Source organism: Nocardia pseudovaccinii NBRC 100343 (genome assembly GCF_001613225.1).
Taxonomy (GTDB): domain Bacteria; phylum Actinomycetota; class Actinomycetes; order Mycobacteriales; family Mycobacteriaceae; genus Nocardia; species Nocardia pseudovaccinii.
Map to the genome: position 1 here is coordinate 66423 of NZ_BDBY01000009.1, position 16711 is coordinate 83133.

Here is a 16711-nt window from a genome sequence, read left to right on the forward strand (position 1 = left end):
CGACGGCGCAGCAGTCCGATACGCGGGACCGGCCGCTACGCCTCCTGGTCATGGCCGGAGCGTTTCGATCAGCGGCCACGGACCGAATATGCCGGTTACGCGCGCGTGGTACCCCGGCCCGCCCTGGGCAGATCGAGATCCAGCGGAATGCGCCCGACGGCCAGATGCGCCTCGACCTCATCGGCGGGCATCGGCCGCGCGATCAGAAATCCTTGCGCCCGATAGCAACCCAGCCCGACCAGAGTCCGCGCGGCCACCGGCGTCTCGACGCCTTCCCCGACGACACCGAGCCCGAACGACCCAGCCAACCCGATAATGGATTTCACGATCGCCAGATCGTCGGTGCTCGCGCCGAGGCGCTGCACGAAGCCACGGTCGATCTTCACCGCGTCGACCGGAAGCGCCTTCAGATGCGACAGCGAGCTGTATCCGGTGCCGAAATCATCGATGGCGATCTGCACGCCCATTCGCTTGAGTCCGCGCAGCGTGACCTGGGTGCGCGCCAGATCCTGCACGACCACATGTTCGGTGATCTCCAGGCAGACCGAACTGCCATCGATCCCGAACAGCCGCAGCATGTCCTCGATTCGCTCCACGAAATCCAGGCTGACCAGCTGAACCGGCGAAACATTGATCCGCATCACCACATTCGCCGCCAACCCCCGCCTGCGCCATTCGGCGAATTGCGCACAGGCCGAACGGATCACCCAGCGCCCCAGTTCACCCGCGAGGTTGGTGGCCTCGGCAACAGTGACGAACGCACCGGGCGGCAGCAAGCCCCTGGTCGGATGCAACCAGCGCACCAGCGCCTCGAGCGCAACCACCCGGCCGGTGCGCAGATCGACCTCGGGCTGATAGTGCAGCAGCAGCGAGCCGTCCGAGACCGCACCACGCAGATTCAACTCCACATCGTCTTGCAGTTCGAACTGCGCGCGCATGGCGTCGGTGAAGACCGCGACACCGTTGCCGCCGCCCGATTTCGCCGACAGCAGCGCGTGGTCGGCCCGGCGCAGCACATCCGCGACCGTGGTCTCCCCCGGAATACCCACCGCGACACCGACGCTGGCGCCGCGGCTGACCGATTCCCCGCCGACGGTCACCCGCCGTCCGATGAGCTGCTGAATCCGCGTCGCCTCCAATTCGGCCGCCACCGCATCCATCGGCTTGGCCGGTACGATGACGAATTCGTCGCCACCGAGTCGGGCGATCATGTCATTGGGATCGAGATTCTCCCGCAGTCGCGAGGAGAGCGTGCGAATGAAGTTGTCCCCCGCGGTATGTCCGAGAAAATCGTTGAGCGCTTTGAGCCGGTCGAGATCGAGGAAGAAGGCGGCCACCGGGCCGGGGCTGCCCTGTCTGAGCCGCTCCTCCATATGCTCGAGCAGCGCCCGCCGGTTCGCCAACCCGGTCAGATCGTCGTGCAGGGCGATATATCGCAATCGTTCCTCGGCCACCACGCGCGCCTGCAACTGGGCGAAGAGTGCGGCGATCGCCTTGAGCACGTTCAGTTCCCGGGTGCTCCAGTCACGATCGCCCTGCTTGATGAATCCCAGCACGCCGGTCGACTCGCCGCGCGACAACAGCGGCACCGCGGCCATCGCGACCTGCGGAATACCCGACGAACGCCGGATCGTCTCCTGATAATCGGCGGATTGCTGGGACGGCCGCACAATGATCGGCTCGGTGGCGTGTTCCAATTCCCGGAATACCGAGTCGGCGTGCTCGAAATGCACGATCTTCAGCGGGTCCGGATCCGGTATGTCACCACGGTGCGGCCACTCCGCGATGAGCACGGTCGCCCGCTGCTCTCTATCGGTATGGCGTAGGTAGCTGAAGTCGACATCGAAATGCTCGACCAGCCTGGCCAGCACGCGCTCACTCGCCGCCACCATCGTTGTGGCGTCGACGCCCATCAACTCGGAGGCGACCTGGGTCACCAATGAGTCGAGCGTTCGCCGAGGCACCCTATCTCCGATCGCGCTAGCTGCGGTTGCCCGCGCCCGGCACTGGAAGCCGCCTGCTGCGGACCGTGGCTGCTGCCGCATAGCTCAGGCGAAGCACCAATGCCATGATCTCATGCCCAGGCACTCCCAGCAGGTCCAGGAAACGGCCCTGAAGTGTCGTAAGTGTATCCGCGAAATCCGGTGAAATCCCTTTCAGCTCGTCGGGGTGCCGCGCATAAAGGAACAGGGGCGAGACCGGTTGCACCGCAAGACCGAGCCGTTGCGCCGCGATCCAGACCCGCTGCACGGCCGCGCCGCCGCGCGCGTAGTCGGCAAGTGATATCGACTCTGCTCCGGATCGACGCGGAAAAGTTATCGCGACCAGCGCCGAACTCGACAGCACGCGATCGCGGCTGTACTCGCCGAGCGCGGTCCCGCCGGACCATTCGCGCAGCCGATCCATGACATCCGAGCGCTCCCCGATCCGGATTTTGGCCTGCTCGTCGGCGGCCAATTCCATACTCCGGATATCGATCCCGGTGCGCGGATCCTCGCCGGGCCAGCGCAGTTCGCCGAACATCTCCTGATGCAGGCGCGGGGTCAGATAGCGAATGCGATCGGATTCTCCGAGCAGCGCGGCCGCGGCGGCGAGCTCATCGGGTGCGGTGATGGCATGGAGCGCCGCATCGGTGGCGGCCGCGTCCAGGGCAGGCAGGACATGATCGGCCAGCGGCGCGCCCGCGCCGAGGTGTCGGTTCGTCTCCCTGGTCAGCGTGGCCGGATAGTCCGCGGCCAGTGCGGAATCGGTGCCGTTGCCGAGATGTAGCACCGCGGCAAATGGGGTGGAGTTGTTCTCGATGAACTCGTGCGCGCCGAGTATGCCGTGCGCGGCGGCCGCGGCGCGGGCGTTGTAGAGCGCCGCGCCGATCGATACCGCGCTGGCGCGATACCCGATATCCATTGCGGACGAGCGGGTTCGGACGAGATCGATGCGTAGCTCGTCGCCATCGACGCGCAGGTTCCACGGTTGGGTATTGCCGCCCGACGGCGCCCGCTGCGCGGATTCGAGGACCTTCTCGACGGCGGACCCGACCGGATTTGGTACACCGCCGTCGGGCACCGGAAATTCGTCGGACACCTTCTCGCACACCGGCTCCGGTTCGGCCAGCTCGTCGAGACCACGCTCCAGATCGAACCGGGTCCGGCCCGAGGACAGCTTCTGCCCGAGCCCGACCCGGCGCACCGCCGCCGCCACGATGGCCGCGCCCAGCTGTACGTCACCGCCGAGTTGCGGCCAGGTCGTCACGGTTTCGTCGATCTCGACCAGACTCGCGGCCATCCGCGCGGATAGCTCCTTCGGGTCGAGAATCCGCATGACATGCGGCGCCTTGTCTTTGGTGGACAACCCGCGCAGATCCGCCCCGACGGTCGCGCCGAGCAGACCGTGGAACGTCGGACGGCCGGGTTCCAGGTCATAGCGCTCGACATCGAGCAGGCCGCGATCGCTGGTATCCATCAACAGCGGAAGGCGGTGTCGGCGTGCGCCTTCCCGGACGGCGAATTTGATATCGAGCGAATCGCATTCCTCGACGACCAGCGACAACCCGTGCAGGAATGCGTCGACGGTGTGCTCGTCCACGCCCGCGGTGGCGACCTCGACCGGCAGATACGGATCGAGTTCGGCGATCCGGCGCGCGGTCACGATGGATTTGTTCACACCGATATCGAAGATCCCACCGGGCACCCGATTCAGATTCGACAACTCGATGTCGTCGAAATCGGCCAGGCGCAGTAGGCCACAGGTGCCTTCCAGTGCCAATGTGTAAGCGACCGCGTGCCCGACGCTCTGTCCGACCACCCCGATCGCGAGACCGGCGCAACGTTCCTGTTCGGCGCGGGTGAGCTTGTTCTGGTTGCGGTCCAAGCGAATTGCCCGAAATGTCTTTTCACCGGGCAATCCGACGAGCGTGCGCCGCCACGGGTAATAGACCCATCGGTCCGTTTCCGGCCCGCCGAGATCCGCAGGCGGCCGACGCACCTTGGCGAGTTCGGCGCGCAGCACATCACGCAGATCGAGAATGCGCACCTGCGGCGATTTCCGTAATTGCACGAGGATCCGTGCGTCATCTGTGGCATTTTCATCGAGAATCAGCGGGCGGTGGTCCGCGGTGAGCTCACCGTTCATGCCTGCGCCAATCCTCCGATCCCTGATCCACCCGAGGGCGCTCGACCATGTGGCGACAGCCAGGCATCGAGTGCCGCATGCTCCAGCGCGGTCAACGAACTCTGCAATTTGGTGGCTAATGACCGATATGTCCGGGCATCCCACCACATCGGAATGGTCCGATAGCGGTCGTCAGGATAAGGCACCGCCGGTATCCGATCGGCGACATACCCACCACTCGTGCGGTACAGACCGACATTTCGCGTGGCAGTCGTGACGAACCCGAACCTGGCATCGAGCAGCCGGGCGGCGTGCACGACACAGCGGGAGACCGCCGCGGCGAGCGCGGCCCGATGCTCAGCTGTGCGGGAAACCCAGACGGCCTTCACCTCGACCACACCCTCTGGTATCCGATCGGCAACCATGGCGCGCAATTCGGCGGCGCCGGGTCGACCGGCCCAAGCGCGCAGTGCGTGCACTTCGTCGGCCGCACCGCAGGACCCCTGCGCCCGCAACCCCGCGACGACCGCGCCGGACGGATCGACAGCGGCGAAGAACAACGACGTCGAACGGCCGTCGACAACGCTGTCGTATTCCAAAGCGTGATCAACACCGTAATGCCGGTAAACCTGCAGCGCACCGCGCAGATAACGGCGCCACAGATCGGGATGAGCCTGCGGAGTGGCGACATGAAAGACATATCCGGAATGCATGTCGCGAAACCGCAACACCTCGGCATCGCGCGTGCCCCCCGGGCCGACTGCGATTGTTTCGACAGTCATGGTGTTCCTACTCCGTTTGCTACCGCACATCTGCACGGTCATCGAGCCGGCCTGACCGACTCGCCAGACGACTCGCCGATCGGTTGAGTTTGCCTAGGGCAGTATCCGTCATACGACAAGAATTGACCAGATATCTGGTTAATCTTCCGAAAACTGATGGTCTGCCCCGAAATTACCGCAGGTCAGACCACTCGAACATGCCATCGAATAGATCGTGGAGACCAGTCGGTACTGACGCAGCTAATGTACAGCAATCTCAAACCAGGATGGAGATGAACAGTTCGACCGACTCCGGCCCGCGCCAGATCTCGATTTCCTCGCGGTACGCACGGGTGATCTCGGCGGATGCCGTCGCATCGTCGACCTGGGCCCACACGTCCTCGACCGGATCGTGGTAATCCCCGTTCGGCTCGAACCGAGCGTAGACACCCTTGGGCACCTTGACGAGTACGTCACCGACCGGAACCGCACTCGGATCGGAGTACTCGAAACACACGACGGCGTTGTAGTTTCCGGCCGGATCCGGCACATACACCGTGTACATCGGCTGGTCGTCGCCCGCGCGGTCACGCAGCCGATCCTTCAGGAATTCGATCAGGTCGCTATTGCTGACCTTGAAGCTCGGACGTACCCGCGGCACCACCAGACCGCCGTAGATGGCCTCGCGGCGCACCACGATCGCGTATGTCATCGCGCCTCGACCGCCAGGTAGAGATCGATCTTGTAGGCGTGCGGATAACACTCGAAATCGCCGGTGTAGGTGCGTTTTATCTGGTTGTGTTCCTCGGCATAGGCGATCTGCGTCCACAGGTCCGTCATCACCTGCGGAAAGTTACCGACCGAGGAGAACCTGGCATAGGTGCCGCGCGGCAGCCGCGCCACCAGGTGGCCGCGGGTGACCTCGCCGAAGGATGCGCACTCATAGCCGACGATCTGGGTGTTGTAGGTGCCGAGTTCACCGGAGTAGTCGGTGTAGGCGCTGGCCAGTTGGCCGCCGAGCTCCTGATGCAGCACCGCCGCCCACGCGGCCTCGAGGTCGTGGTCCCGCAGTTCCCCGAGCGCACGTTTCGGGCTGCGCACCGGGAGCCCGGCAACCCACGTTTCGTCTCGCTCGACGATTTCAAACTGCATGGAAAGACTCTTTCGAGGTGAACCCGGGGGCGTTGCCCGCATCCGGTCGGCCAGAAAGGCCATGCTATCAACTCGACCGCGTGGTCCGGCTCACATGTCCGGGTCGTTATGCACACCTCACCGCCGCCTCGAACTGGTCGTGCGACCTGCACGCAAACCAGTGGCTATCGATGCATAGTGGACTTGATCGCTTCGTCTATCGCTGAGCGGGTGGCATCCCGACACAACGAACGGAGTTCAGATGACTGCAGGCGCGATCTATGACGAATTGGACAGGCGCGCGGCACAAGTGGCCGATCAGGTCGTCCAGTGGCGGCACCATCTGCACCGGCATCCCGAGCTGTCCAACCGGGAGTCGAATACCGCCGCACTCATCGCCGATCATCTGCGCTCGCTGAATCTGGACGAGGTGCGCACCGGCATCGCCGGACACGGCATCGTCGGTGTGCTGCGCGGCGGTATGCGCGGCGACCGGACGATCGCGCTGCGCGCCGATATCGACGCGCTGCCGGTACCCGACCTGTGCGGTGTCGATTTCGCATCGAAGGTCGTGGACAACGACTATCCCGGCGGACCGTTCCCGGTCTCGCACGCCTGCGGCCACGACTGCCACACCGCGATGCTGATGGGTGCCGCCTCGGTGCTGACCGACGTGCGCGACCGCCTGCCGGGAACGGTGCTCTTCGTCTTCCAACCCGCCGAGGAGGGGCCGCCGGTCGACGAAAAGGGCGGCGCGAAGCAGATGATCGACGAGGGCGCGCTCGACGATCCATCGCCGACCATGGCGTTCGGCTTCCATGTCACGCCATATCCCAAGGGCTACATCGGATATCGGATCGGCAATCAGTTCGGCGCCTCCTGTCTGGCGAAGATCACCATCACAGGACAGCAGGTACACGGGTCCACACCGTGGATGGGCGTGGACCCGATGCCCGCCGCGGGCGCCGTCATCACCGGCATCGGCCAGTTGTACCGGCAGGTCAGCGCATTCGATCCGTTTACCGTCAGTATCGGCCACGTGCAGGATGTGGGCCGGTTCAATATCATCGGGCAGACCGTGACGCTGTGGGGCACTGTCCGCTGCGCGGTCGAGACCGATATGGGCGATATCCAGAAGCGCCTGGACACCCTCGCCGCGCATTCGGCGCAGGCCTACAACTGTTCGGCGACAGTCGAATACCTGCAGGACGTGCCCGCCGTGCACAACACCGAGGAGTGGATCACCGCCGCGCTGCCGACATTCCAGCGCGTCGCCGGGGCCGATAAGGTCACCCCGACGATCCCGACGCTCGGCTATGACGATGTCTCCGAATTCGTCAACAAGTACGGTGGTCTCTATGTGACCCTCGGTGTGCAGGATTCGGAAATCGACCCGAAAACGGGTATGCCCGTGCCGATTCCGGGTGGCCGGGGTATGGCGATGAATCACAATCCGCACTTCTACGCCGACGACGGCCCGCTGGTGACCGGTCTGCGACTGCACGCACACGTCGCCCATGACCATCTGACCGGCTTGCTCGCGCCGAAATGACCTGCGGCACCATGTGATCGTGTGCGAGACCATCGCCGAACTCGATGCCGCGGTCGCGGACTGCTTCGCCTGCCCGCGGCTGGTCGCCTGGCGGGAACGGGCGGCCAGGGAAAAGCGTGCCGCGTACCGTGACGAAACCTATTGGGGCAGGGCGGTTCCCGGCTACGGTCCGGACGACGCCCGGCTGCTGATCGTCGGGCTCGCCCCGGCCGCCCACGGCGGCAACAGGACCGGGCGAATGTTCACCGGCGACCGCAGTGGGGACTTCCTCTACGCCGCCATGTACAACGTCGGGCTGACCAACCAACCTACCGCGGTGCACCGCGATGACGGACTGCGGCTGATCGGTGCTCGGGTCACCGCGCCGGTGCACTGCGCGCCGCCCGACAATAAGCCGACACCGGACGAGCGGGACCGCTGCAGTCACTGGCTGAAGACCGAATTGGGCCTGCTCACACCGACATTGCGGGCAGTGGTCGTACTCGGCGCGTTCGGCTGGCAGGCACTGCTTCCAGTACTTGCCGCCGCGGGCTGGACCGTGCCGCGTCCGCGACCCAAATTCGGGCACGGCGCTCACGTTGTGCTGCCGCCGACCGTCGATGAACGTGCGCCGCTGCACCTGTTCGGCTGCTACCACGTCAGCCAGCAGAACACCTTCACCGGTCGGCTCACTCCCGACATGCTCGAAACAGTGCTGGCCGCTGCGGCGACCGCCGCGGGTCTTCCCGGCCACCGGAGTTGAGCGGAAGACTCAGGACGGCGCGGTGATCTTGGTAATGACGGTGCTGCCCTCGTGGGGCGTGACGGTGACGAACTGTCGATACGTGCGCACCGTCGCATCTAGTCGGAACTCGGTGATGACGACGTCGAAGCGACCGTCGAGCATCGGGGTGATCATGACGCAGTGCTGGGTGCCGGGCGGAATCGATTTGATGCCCGCATCGATCAATGCGACCGAGGACACCGCCGCATCCGCTGTGGTCAGTGCCCGGGCATCGGAGGCCGAGCGGGTCACGTAGTAGGCATATTGGAAGGCCAGGATCACATCCGGACCGGATTCGGTCGACCCGGTTCCGTTGCCGCGCACCAGCTGTTCGGTGCGCGTCGGGTCGCAGTTCGGTCCGCCGCCGAGCACCCGATCGGTGATCGTGGCCGTCGACTGCCGGGTATTGCTCGCCTCGGCCGTGTACACGAGCACCAATGCCACCGCCGCCAGCGTCCCGAAGATCGCGGCACTGCCGACCAGCCAGGGCCGACGCGGCGGACGCCGCTTCCGGCGGTGTGGGAGCGTCGGCGGGAGGACCCGTGGTGCGGGTCCGGGCGGGAGCATGCCCGGCCACAGCGGATCGGCCGAGCGACTCACACGCCTGCTGACGTCCCGGGGGATGGCAGCCGGCGGAGCCGGCGGGGTGGGTGAACTCTGCGCGGCGGTCTTGCCGCCGGACTCGGCTGTGTTCGACGACACCATGCTCTCGCCACACCCCTTCACCGGTGCCGCTGGGGCGACCCTTTCAATGCCGTTGTGCAATAACAAGATTGCATAGATGCGCCGGTAAGGCGACAGAATGGGCCGGAGAGAACCGGTCAATGGACCAGCAAGCTACGCCAGGATGGCCCGCGGATGAACGCGGTTCCTGCGACTTTGGAGGTTTCCCACAAGCGCCGGGCCGAAGGTTCGTAACGACGGGCATACCGTGATCAATCCGCGCCGGTATGCTCTTCCGGGAACGATGTCCAGCGAAAATACCAGCTCAGCAGTGCATTTCGGTGCATGCGGCGGCATAGTAGATCGCCTGCGACGATGCCGCACGACAACGAGGTCCGGCCGCCGTAGCCTGTCGAACGCCTGTCCACTTCAGCTAAGGCACTCGCCAGGACACCGAAAACCGCGTTATCGGAAGAGAAACCAGGAGCGACTCTCGTGCGAAACCTCTTTGCTGCCGACGGGCGATTCCCGAATGTCGTCGTGACGAGTCTCGCGGCGACCACCTCCATCGCGGGTGATGTCGACGCGACCTGGAAGGGACTCCTCAACGGCGAGAGCGGGATCGACGTGCTGGAGGATCCCTTCGTCGAGGAGTACGACCTCCCCGTCCGCATCGGCGGTCACCTGAAGGTTCGCCCGGAAACCCTGCTCACGCGGGTCGAACAGCGCCGAATGGCTTATGTCGAACAGCTCGCGACGGTCCTCGGACGCGAGGTGTGGCGCAATGCGGGCAGTCCGGAGGTGGATCCCGAGCGGCTCGGTGTGGCGATCGGTACCGGGCTCGGCGGCGCCGATGCGATCACCGATGCGAACAACAAGCTGAAGAACGGTGGCTACCGCAAGATTTCGCCACTAGCCGTGCAGATGATCATGCCGAACGGCCCGTCGGCGGTCGTCGGTCTCGAATTGAAGGCCAAGGCAGGCGTGATCACGCCGGTCTCGGCGTGCTCGTCCGGGTCCGAGGCAATTGTCAACGCGTGGCGCATGATTGCGATGGGTGACGCCGATATGGTCGTCACCGGCGGCGTCGAGGGATACATCGATGTACTCCCGATCGCGGCCTTCACCATGATGCGCGCGATGAGTACCCGCAACGACGACCCGAAGGGCGCCTCGCGTCCGTTCGACAAGGATCGCGACGGTTTCGTCTTCGGCGAGGCCGGTGCGCTGATGGTCCTCGAGACCGAGGAGCACGCCAAGGCTCGTGGCGCGACCATCCACGCGCGCCTGCTCGGTGCCGGAATCACCTCCGACGGTTACCATTTGGTCGCTCCCGCCCCCGATGGCGATGGCGCGGCACGCGCGATGACCCGGGCCATGCAGCTCGCAGGTCTCACCCCGAAGGACATCACCCACATCAACGCGCACGCGACCGCGACCCCTATCGGCGACACCGCCGAGGCGAACGCGATCAACAAGGCCGTGGGCAACCATGCTTCGGTGTACGCGCCGAAGTCGGCACTCGGACATTCGATCGGCGCGGTGGGCGCACTGGAATCGATCCTGACCGTGCTCAGCATCCGCGACGGCGTCGTGCCGCCGACCCTGAACCTGGACAACCTCGATCCCGAAATCGATCTGGATGTGGTGCACGGCGAGGCGCGCAACCAGGAGATCGAGTACGCGATCAACAACTCGTTCGGTTTCGGCGGACACAATGTCGCGCTCGCCTTCGGCCGGTACTAGCGGACGAGAACGGCACGCGGGTAGAGCAGCTGGAATCCGAGCTTCTGCACGTTCTGCTGCGACTTCGAACCCGGCAGTGTCGTAACCACCGCGAGGTCACAACCCGCGGCCGCCGCGGCGGCCAGGCGCATCGATAGCAGTGCGCCCTGCACGCCGCGGCGGCGGAATTCGGGAAGGGTTGCCGCACCGCATAATTGGGCTACGCCGTCGCTGAGGCGCAGGCTCGCGCCGCCAGCGGGCTTGCCGTCGATCATGGCGAGCGAGCCGACGAAACCGCTCGTCGCGGTGAGGTCCCGCTCGGCCCGTTCGATAGCCTCGCGCGGGAATTCCTCGTGCGAGGCGACACCCTGGGTGTCCGGCGTGGCGAAGCCGTCGACGACGACATTCACCCAGGTCTCGAATGCGTCGTGCCCGACATCGCGGATCTCGATGCTCTCGGCCAGCTGCGCCTGTCGCCCCGGCTCGAGCCGCAGGCCCAACACGTTCTCGAAACCGAACAGCACGTAGCCGCGGCGCGTCAGGCGTTCGACAACAGCCGGATCGGCCAGCGTGGAGACCTCGACCTGGACCGGTGCCTCCCGCTCGGCGAAGGCTTGTTCGACCGCGTCCAGCTCGGCGTCATCGAAGGCAGTGCCGTTCATGCCGATGCCGACCACCTTGTCGAGCGGTGAACCCGGGCCAGCCCACACCGCGAGCCCGCCGCCGATGGGGCGCACCAGCACTCGCTGCTGTGGGTCGCGGCGGGCGGCCGCGCAAGCGCCCTCCTCGATCAGCGTGCGCTCGGCATGCTCGACCCGCGCGGCGAGGTCCTGTCCGGCGAACAAACCCGGGGCGAATTCAGTCGGCATGAGGCATTCCTACCTTGTCGGGAGCACCGGATTCACCTGGTTTTACCGCCGGGCGGGTTCGGCGTGTCGCTTTCTGCCACGAACGAGCTCGGCGTCCAAGGAAAGTGTTCCGGCACCGACAATGAGCAGGAATGCGCTCCCACACAGTTGCGCGAGATCAGTGCGGGACTCGTGCAGGAAGGCCCACCATCCGGACTTGCCCGGGAACAGTGCCGCATCGCCCCAGAGCAGTGGCAGTTTGGTAATCAGCAGCGCACCGATCATGTCGACGATCATCGGGACTGCCGCGGCCCGTGTCAGCAGCCCGACGAGGATCAAGGCCCCGCAGGCGGTTTCGAAGACACCGTCGAGCGGTGCGACGAATCCGGGAGCCGGGATGCCGACCTTGTCGAATCGGCCGACGCCGAGGGTATCGGGATAGACGAACTTCTGGATGCCTTCGGATAGGAAAATCACACCGACGAACAGGCGGATCAGGACAACCGACGCCGGTGCGTTCGTCGTGGCCAGTCGAGCCGACCAGGTACTGAGCTGGGACATACGCTACGCCTCCGCCCGCAAGACCGTAATACCTTGCGCGCCGGACACATTCGGATTCACTTGTGGCCGTCCTGAGCAATGAGGACCGAGCAGTCGGCGTGCCGGGCGGCCTTCTCGGCGGTCGCGCCGATGAATCGGCCCCAGATCGCCGAATGTCCACTGCGGCCGAGCACCAGCAGATCCGCCTCGTGGTGTGTGGCGGCGACGGCGAGCTCATGCGCGGGGTGCCCGGCACGGATTTCGGCCGCGATAGCGACGCCACGTGCGGCGGCCGCCTCGGCAGCAGCGGCGAGCCAGCGACGGGTGGTCACCTCCTCGACCGAGAGTTCTTCCTCGATCTCCCCGATCACCGGCCCATACCGCGGACGATGCTCCTCCACCGCGACCACGGTGAGCACGGACTTGTTCGCGGCAGCCAGCTCGAGCGCCATCCACAGCGCTTCCCTGGCGCCGGGTGAGTCGTCGTATCCCACCACGATCCGCTGGAACACACCTCCAGTGTGATCGTCGGTCCGGCGACGCGCTATCCGACCACAGGCGGTGGCCCGAATCCGACTCCAGAAGGTGGTTCGGCAGACGGTGGGCGAACTATCGTGAGCGTATGCCTGTTACCGACGGTACCGAACCGCCATTCATACCCGGGGTGCGCCGTTCGTTCGTGACAGCTCGCGATGTCCGGTTCCACGTCACCGAATCCGGGCCCGAAGACGGTCGCCCGGTCGTGCTGCTGCACGGCTGGCCACAGCACCACTACGCCTACCGAGATCTCCTCGCCGACCCGCCCGATGGACTCCGGATCATCGCCCCCGACCTGCCCGGATACGGCTGGTCGGGTCCCGCGCCGCACCGTTGGTCGAAGGAGGAAGTCGCCTCCGATGTGTTTGCACTCCTCGATGCGCTCGGACTGGAACGGTTGCTGCTCGTCGGCCACGACTGGGGCGGCTACATCGGCTATCGCATGGTGCTGCGCGAACCCGACCGCTTCGACGGCTACCTGGTGCTGAATATGGCCCATCCGTGGGTACCGCCGACGACGGTCCTGCGACAGATCTGGCGCTTCCTCACCTACCAGCCGCTGGTCGCCACGGTGGGCGTGCCGCTACAGCAGCGCACCCGCTTCCTCGAATGGCTCATCAGCGGGGCGATCACCGACCGCAGCACGGTCAGCCCCGAGGTGATCCGCACCTTCGCCGACCGCTTCCGTGATCCGGTCTGCGCCCGCGCCGCCACCGACACCTACCGCACCTTCTGGCTGCGCGAAATCCCGGATGCCGCACGTCATCCCGAACGCCGCCGTATCACCATCCCGATCCGCGTCCTCTTCGGCGTCGACGACCCCGCTGTGCACCGCTCCCTCGCCGCCGCCGAAACCGCCCGCGGCGCCGACGACTACACCTTCGAACCGGTAACCGGCTGTGGACATTTCGTCGCGGACGAACGCCCCGAACTCGTCCGTGCCCGCCTGATCGGACTCGCGGCAGACACGAAGTAGCCCATGCCACTTCGGCTTTCACACCCATGCCTGGATAATGCGACGGTTGGCGACATGGCGGGGTACGCGGCGACGGCGGCCGTCAACCTGCTGCGACGGTCGAGCCGGATCGGCTGGACGCCGTCGAATACCAGCCGAGTTCCGGCTTGGTTCATCTGTACCGCGAGACACCCGTCCTCGGCAGCGTCGAAGTCACCGCGATAACGGCCCGACCGGCATCACGGATGATGCGGTCGAGGTCGTCGATGATGTCGCTGATCGCATCGCGGGTCCGATCCGCCTGCGCGGATGCGACCGGCTCCCTGTCGAATTCGATACCGATCTTGTTGAGCTGCAGTCCGGTATCGAGCAGACTTCGAACCAGGTTATCCGCGATCTCAGCGAAAGCGACTGCGTCGCTGTCCCATTCGTCGCTCTCGGGTCGCGGATGGGTGGTGATGTGGCCGAACTGCTTGTCCCACATAATAATTCCTCTTGCCGGACAGGTTCACTGGCTGCCTCGGCTGCCGATTGCCTGGAATTCGTTCAGCGCCGGAATTACCCCGCAACCAGCTATCGCAAACTCCGGAAGCCGCATCGGCGGTCTCCGCCAATGAATATACGTTGCGCGAAGTGTGCTGGACCTATTGCCATGAGCGCCGCAGCGGGGCAGTGTGAACATGTCGGTGGCGCCACCGGGGCGCTGCCCTGAACACCGAGGGAGTCGCTCGTGTACGCACGTTCTACCACCATTCAGGCGCAACCCTCCGCTATCGACGCCGGGATTGCGCACGTACGTGACGAGGTAATGCCGGCTTTGGAAGACATACGCGGCTGTGTCGGACTATCGTTGCTGGTCGATCGCCAGTCCGGCCGGTGCATCGTAACTACCTCATGGGAAACCGAGGAAGCGATGACCCGCAGCGCCGACCGGGTTCGCCCCATTCGAGATCGCGCGGCCGCGGCATTCGGCGGCGGCGGCACCCAGATCGAGCAATGGGAAATCGCCGCCCTACATCGTGACCACCGCGCACAGCAGGGCGCCTGCGCCCGCGTTGTCTGGATCAAGACGAACCCGGATCGACAGGACGCCGCGATCGAGACCTACAAATCCCAAGCCCTACCCGAAATGGAATCCCTCGAGGGGTTCTGCAGCGCGAGCCTCTTGGTCGAGCGCGCATCCGGCCGCGGCGTCTCCTGCGTCACCTTCGATACCGCCGACGCCATGGAACGCAACCGCGAAGACGCAACCGCCCTGCGCGAGCGAATCACCCGCCAAGCCGGTATGCAGGTAGTCGACATGTGCGAGTGCGAGTTGGCCATCGCCCACCTCCGCGTCCCCGAATTGGTGTAAACGCACGGCCGCGGCTCCCGGCCGAATGATCGGTCGGGAGCCGTCGGCGCTACACCGTTGCCCTGGGCATCAAGCTCCGTAGAGCGCCCGGAGTTCGCGTTTGTACACTTTGCCCGATTCGTCCCGCGGCAAAGCCGCGACCACACGCACGTGGGCCGGAATCTTGTAGCGAGCAATCCGGTCGGCGAGACCCGCACGAATTCCACTGTCGGTAAGTGTCGCCCCGGATCGCGCGACAACATGCGCCGCGACCGCTTCTCCCAAATCGCCCGCATCCGGGACGCCGAATACGGCAACGTCCTCTACCCCATCGAGAGCAGCGATAGCGGCCTCGATCTCGGCAGGGTAGATATTGACGCCTCCCGAGATGATGATCTCGCTGGAGCGCCCCGTGAGGTAGAGATAGCCGTCGTCGTCGAGGTACCCGGTGTCACCGACATCGAGGAAGCCGGGGACGGGGCTGGTCGCTTGTGCGTCGCGGTCGAGGTAGCGGAAATCGGGCCAGTAGTCGGCACCACGAACGAACACATTCCCGATCTCGTTCGGCGGCAACGGTCTTCCATCCTCGGTAGCGACAACGACATCGGAACCGTCGGCACCACGGCCGACGCTGCCCGGATGTTCGAGCCATTCCGCGGCGCCGATCCAGGTAACGGTGCCCGCCTCGGTGCAGCCATAGAACTCGATCACCGCATCACCGAACCAGTCGATCGCGGCGCGTTTGACGGCGGGCGGACACGGCGCCGCGGAATGGATGAGGTGCGTCAGACTGGAAACGTCGTAACGACAAGCGATTTCGGCGGGCAGGGACAACAGCCGCGACAGCATCGTCGGCACCACCTTGGCCTGCGTAATCCGACGCTCCTCGACAAGCCGCAGAAATCGCTGCGCATCCCAACGCGGCATGATCGTAATGTTGGTCCCCATCCGCAGCGCCAACACCGCCACCGCATTGGGACTGGTGTGATACAGCGGCCCAGCCACCAACATCTGCCCACCCGGAGCCAATCCCATCCGTTTGGCCGTACCACCCGCGATGGACAACAGCTGATGCGGCGTCATACGTTCGCGGAGAACACCTTTCGGCGTTCCCGTGGTGCCCGATGTGTAGATGAGCCCCATCGAATCCGCAATCGCGCCATCGAGATAACCGAGTGGTTCGGGATGATCCCGGATCCACTGCTCAACAGACCTGTGCCGACCGGTGGGCTGCGCCAACGCCGAGTTGAGCCCAGCTTCCTCGAGCAGTTCGATCGGCATAGCGACCTCGACAATCATCGGACCCGCCCCGGCTGTCTCACAAGCCTTCTCGATGGTGCCGATGAACTCGGTATGCGCGAGAACGACGCGAGCACCGCTGTCTTCGAGGACATGGGCAACCTCGGCGGCCCGCCAGCCGGTATTGACAGGAACGGGATTGGCCCCACAGGCAGCAACCGCAAGAGAGACTTCGAGAAACTCGATGTCGTTCCGCAACATCACCGCGACGCGATCACCGCGCGTGATTCCCGCCGCAACGAACGCCGAGGCAAGACACCCAGCGCGATGATGCGCCTCCGACTGAGCGCGCACCCGTGCACCGCAGCTGATCGTCGAGGCAGCCGAGGAACCATCGTTCATGCGCGCATTCTGTCAGGTGCGACATCGGCAAGCGTTGCTCAGCGCGCCGGAACGCCGAGGACCTCGGCGACAACGGCGACCGAGCGTTGACAGACACCAAGGTCGCTGATACTCATATGCTATGACTGGGCCGGATGATTTCGAGTTCGAAGCCG

16 protein-coding genes are annotated in these 16711 nt (G+C 65.2%); 5 read left to right on the top strand and 11 right to left on the bottom strand.

What is annotated here, in order from left to right; translation table 11 throughout:
- Positions 1-95: 95 nt before the first annotated feature.
- The 5 genes from NP3_RS00885 to NP3_RS00905 all read right to left on the bottom strand — a co-directional run bounded on the left by NP3_RS00885 (position 96) and on the right by NP3_RS00905 (position 6020).
- Entirely contained in the window at positions 96-1913 is a 1818-nt protein-coding gene (locus tag NP3_RS00885; RefSeq protein ID WP_063036786.1) for a putative bifunctional diguanylate cyclase/phosphodiesterase, read from the bottom strand.
- 67 nt (positions 1914-1980) lie between these two features.
- Entirely contained in the window at positions 1981-4128 is a 2148-nt protein-coding gene (locus tag NP3_RS00890; protein ID WP_063036730.1) for an Rv1355c family protein, read from the bottom strand.
- Positions 4125-4889 (bottom strand): hypothetical protein, encoded by a 765-nt coding sequence (locus NP3_RS00895; RefSeq protein ID WP_063824608.1) that lies wholly within the window; start codon positions 4887-4889, stop codon positions 4125-4127. The genes NP3_RS00890 and NP3_RS00895 overlap by 4 nt, the downstream gene beginning before the upstream one ends.
- 256 nt (positions 4890-5145) lie before the next feature.
- Positions 5146-5580 (bottom strand): effector binding domain-containing protein, encoded by a 435-nt coding sequence (locus NP3_RS00900; protein WP_063036732.1) that lies wholly within the window; start codon positions 5578-5580, stop codon positions 5146-5148.
- Positions 5577-6020 (bottom strand): GyrI-like domain-containing protein, encoded by a 444-nt coding sequence (locus NP3_RS00905; protein ID WP_063036734.1) that lies wholly within the window; start codon positions 6018-6020, stop codon positions 5577-5579. Before NP3_RS00905 ends, NP3_RS00900 begins: the two co-directional genes overlap by 4 nt.
- Before the next feature lie 241 nt (positions 6021-6261).
- Between NP3_RS00905 and NP3_RS00910 the strand changes: the two genes are divergently transcribed.
- The gene (locus tag NP3_RS00910) at positions 6262-7551 is read left to right on the top strand and encodes a M20 metallopeptidase family protein (protein ID WP_063036736.1); all 1290 of its coding nucleotides are present in this window, start codon (positions 6262-6264) and stop codon (positions 7549-7551) included.
- 19 nt (positions 7552-7570) lie between these two features.
- Positions 7571-8293 carry a uracil-DNA glycosylase gene (locus tag NP3_RS00915; RefSeq protein ID WP_084507976.1) on the top strand — a complete coding sequence of 241 codons (723 nt, stop codon included), beginning with the start codon at positions 7571-7573 and terminating at the stop codon, positions 8291-8293.
- Between the two features lie 9 nt (positions 8294-8302).
- On the opposite strand, the gene NP3_RS00920 is transcribed toward NP3_RS00915, so the two are convergent.
- Positions 8303-8914 carry a DUF8176 domain-containing protein gene (locus NP3_RS00920; protein ID WP_245720749.1) on the bottom strand — a complete coding sequence of 204 codons (612 nt, stop codon included), beginning with the start codon at positions 8912-8914 and terminating at the stop codon, positions 8303-8305.
- A 558-nt stretch (positions 8915-9472) separates the two neighbouring features.
- On the opposite strand from NP3_RS00920, the gene NP3_RS00925 reads away from it, so the two are divergent.
- A complete protein-coding gene (locus NP3_RS00925) occupies positions 9473-10723 on the top strand; it encodes a KasA/KasB family beta-ketoacyl-ACP synthase (RefSeq protein WP_063036740.1) in 1251 nt (416 codons plus the stop codon).
- Here NP3_RS00925 and NP3_RS00930 read toward each other — a convergent pair.
- Genes NP3_RS00930 through NP3_RS00940 form a run of 3 tightly spaced genes read right to left on the bottom strand, consistent with a single transcriptional unit; the run spans position 10720 to position 12602 of the window.
- Positions 10720-11571, bottom strand: a complete 852-nt coding sequence (locus tag NP3_RS00930) for a GNAT family N-acetyltransferase (protein WP_063036742.1) — start codon at positions 11569-11571, stop codon at positions 10720-10722. The two genes, NP3_RS00925 and NP3_RS00930, sit on opposite strands and share 4 nt — an antisense overlap.
- Before the next feature lie 42 nt (positions 11572-11613).
- Positions 11614-12111: a DoxX family protein gene (locus NP3_RS00935; RefSeq protein WP_063036744.1), complete on the bottom strand. Its 498-nt coding sequence runs from the start codon at positions 12109-12111 to the stop codon at positions 11614-11616.
- A 56-nt stretch (positions 12112-12167) separates the two neighbouring features.
- Positions 12168-12602, bottom strand: coding sequence for a universal stress protein (locus NP3_RS00940; RefSeq protein ID WP_063036746.1), 435 nt, complete (start codon positions 12600-12602; stop codon positions 12168-12170).
- Between the two features lie 110 nt (positions 12603-12712).
- Between NP3_RS00940 and NP3_RS00945 the strand changes: the two genes are divergently transcribed.
- Positions 12713-13603 carry an alpha/beta fold hydrolase gene (locus NP3_RS00945; protein WP_063036748.1) on the top strand — a complete coding sequence of 297 codons (891 nt, stop codon included), beginning with the start codon at positions 12713-12715 and terminating at the stop codon, positions 13601-13603.
- A 151-nt stretch (positions 13604-13754) separates the two neighbouring features.
- On the opposite strand, the gene NP3_RS00950 is transcribed toward NP3_RS00945, so the two are convergent.
- A complete protein-coding gene (locus NP3_RS00950; protein WP_063036750.1) occupies positions 13755-14066 on the bottom strand; it encodes a hypothetical protein in 312 nt (103 codons plus the stop codon).
- A 246-nt stretch (positions 14067-14312) separates the two neighbouring features.
- Between NP3_RS00950 and NP3_RS00955 the strand changes: the two genes are divergently transcribed.
- The gene (locus tag NP3_RS00955; RefSeq protein WP_063036752.1) at positions 14313-14936 is read left to right on the top strand and encodes an antibiotic biosynthesis monooxygenase; all 624 of its coding nucleotides are present in this window, start codon (positions 14313-14315) and stop codon (positions 14934-14936) included.
- A 69-nt stretch (positions 14937-15005) separates the two neighbouring features.
- Here the strand turns inward: NP3_RS00955 and NP3_RS00960 are convergent, their stop codons facing one another.
- The gene (locus NP3_RS00960; RefSeq protein WP_063036754.1) at positions 15006-16556 is read right to left on the bottom strand and encodes an AMP-binding protein; all 1551 of its coding nucleotides are present in this window, start codon (positions 16554-16556) and stop codon (positions 15006-15008) included.
- Positions 16557-16711: the final 155 nt, after the last annotated feature.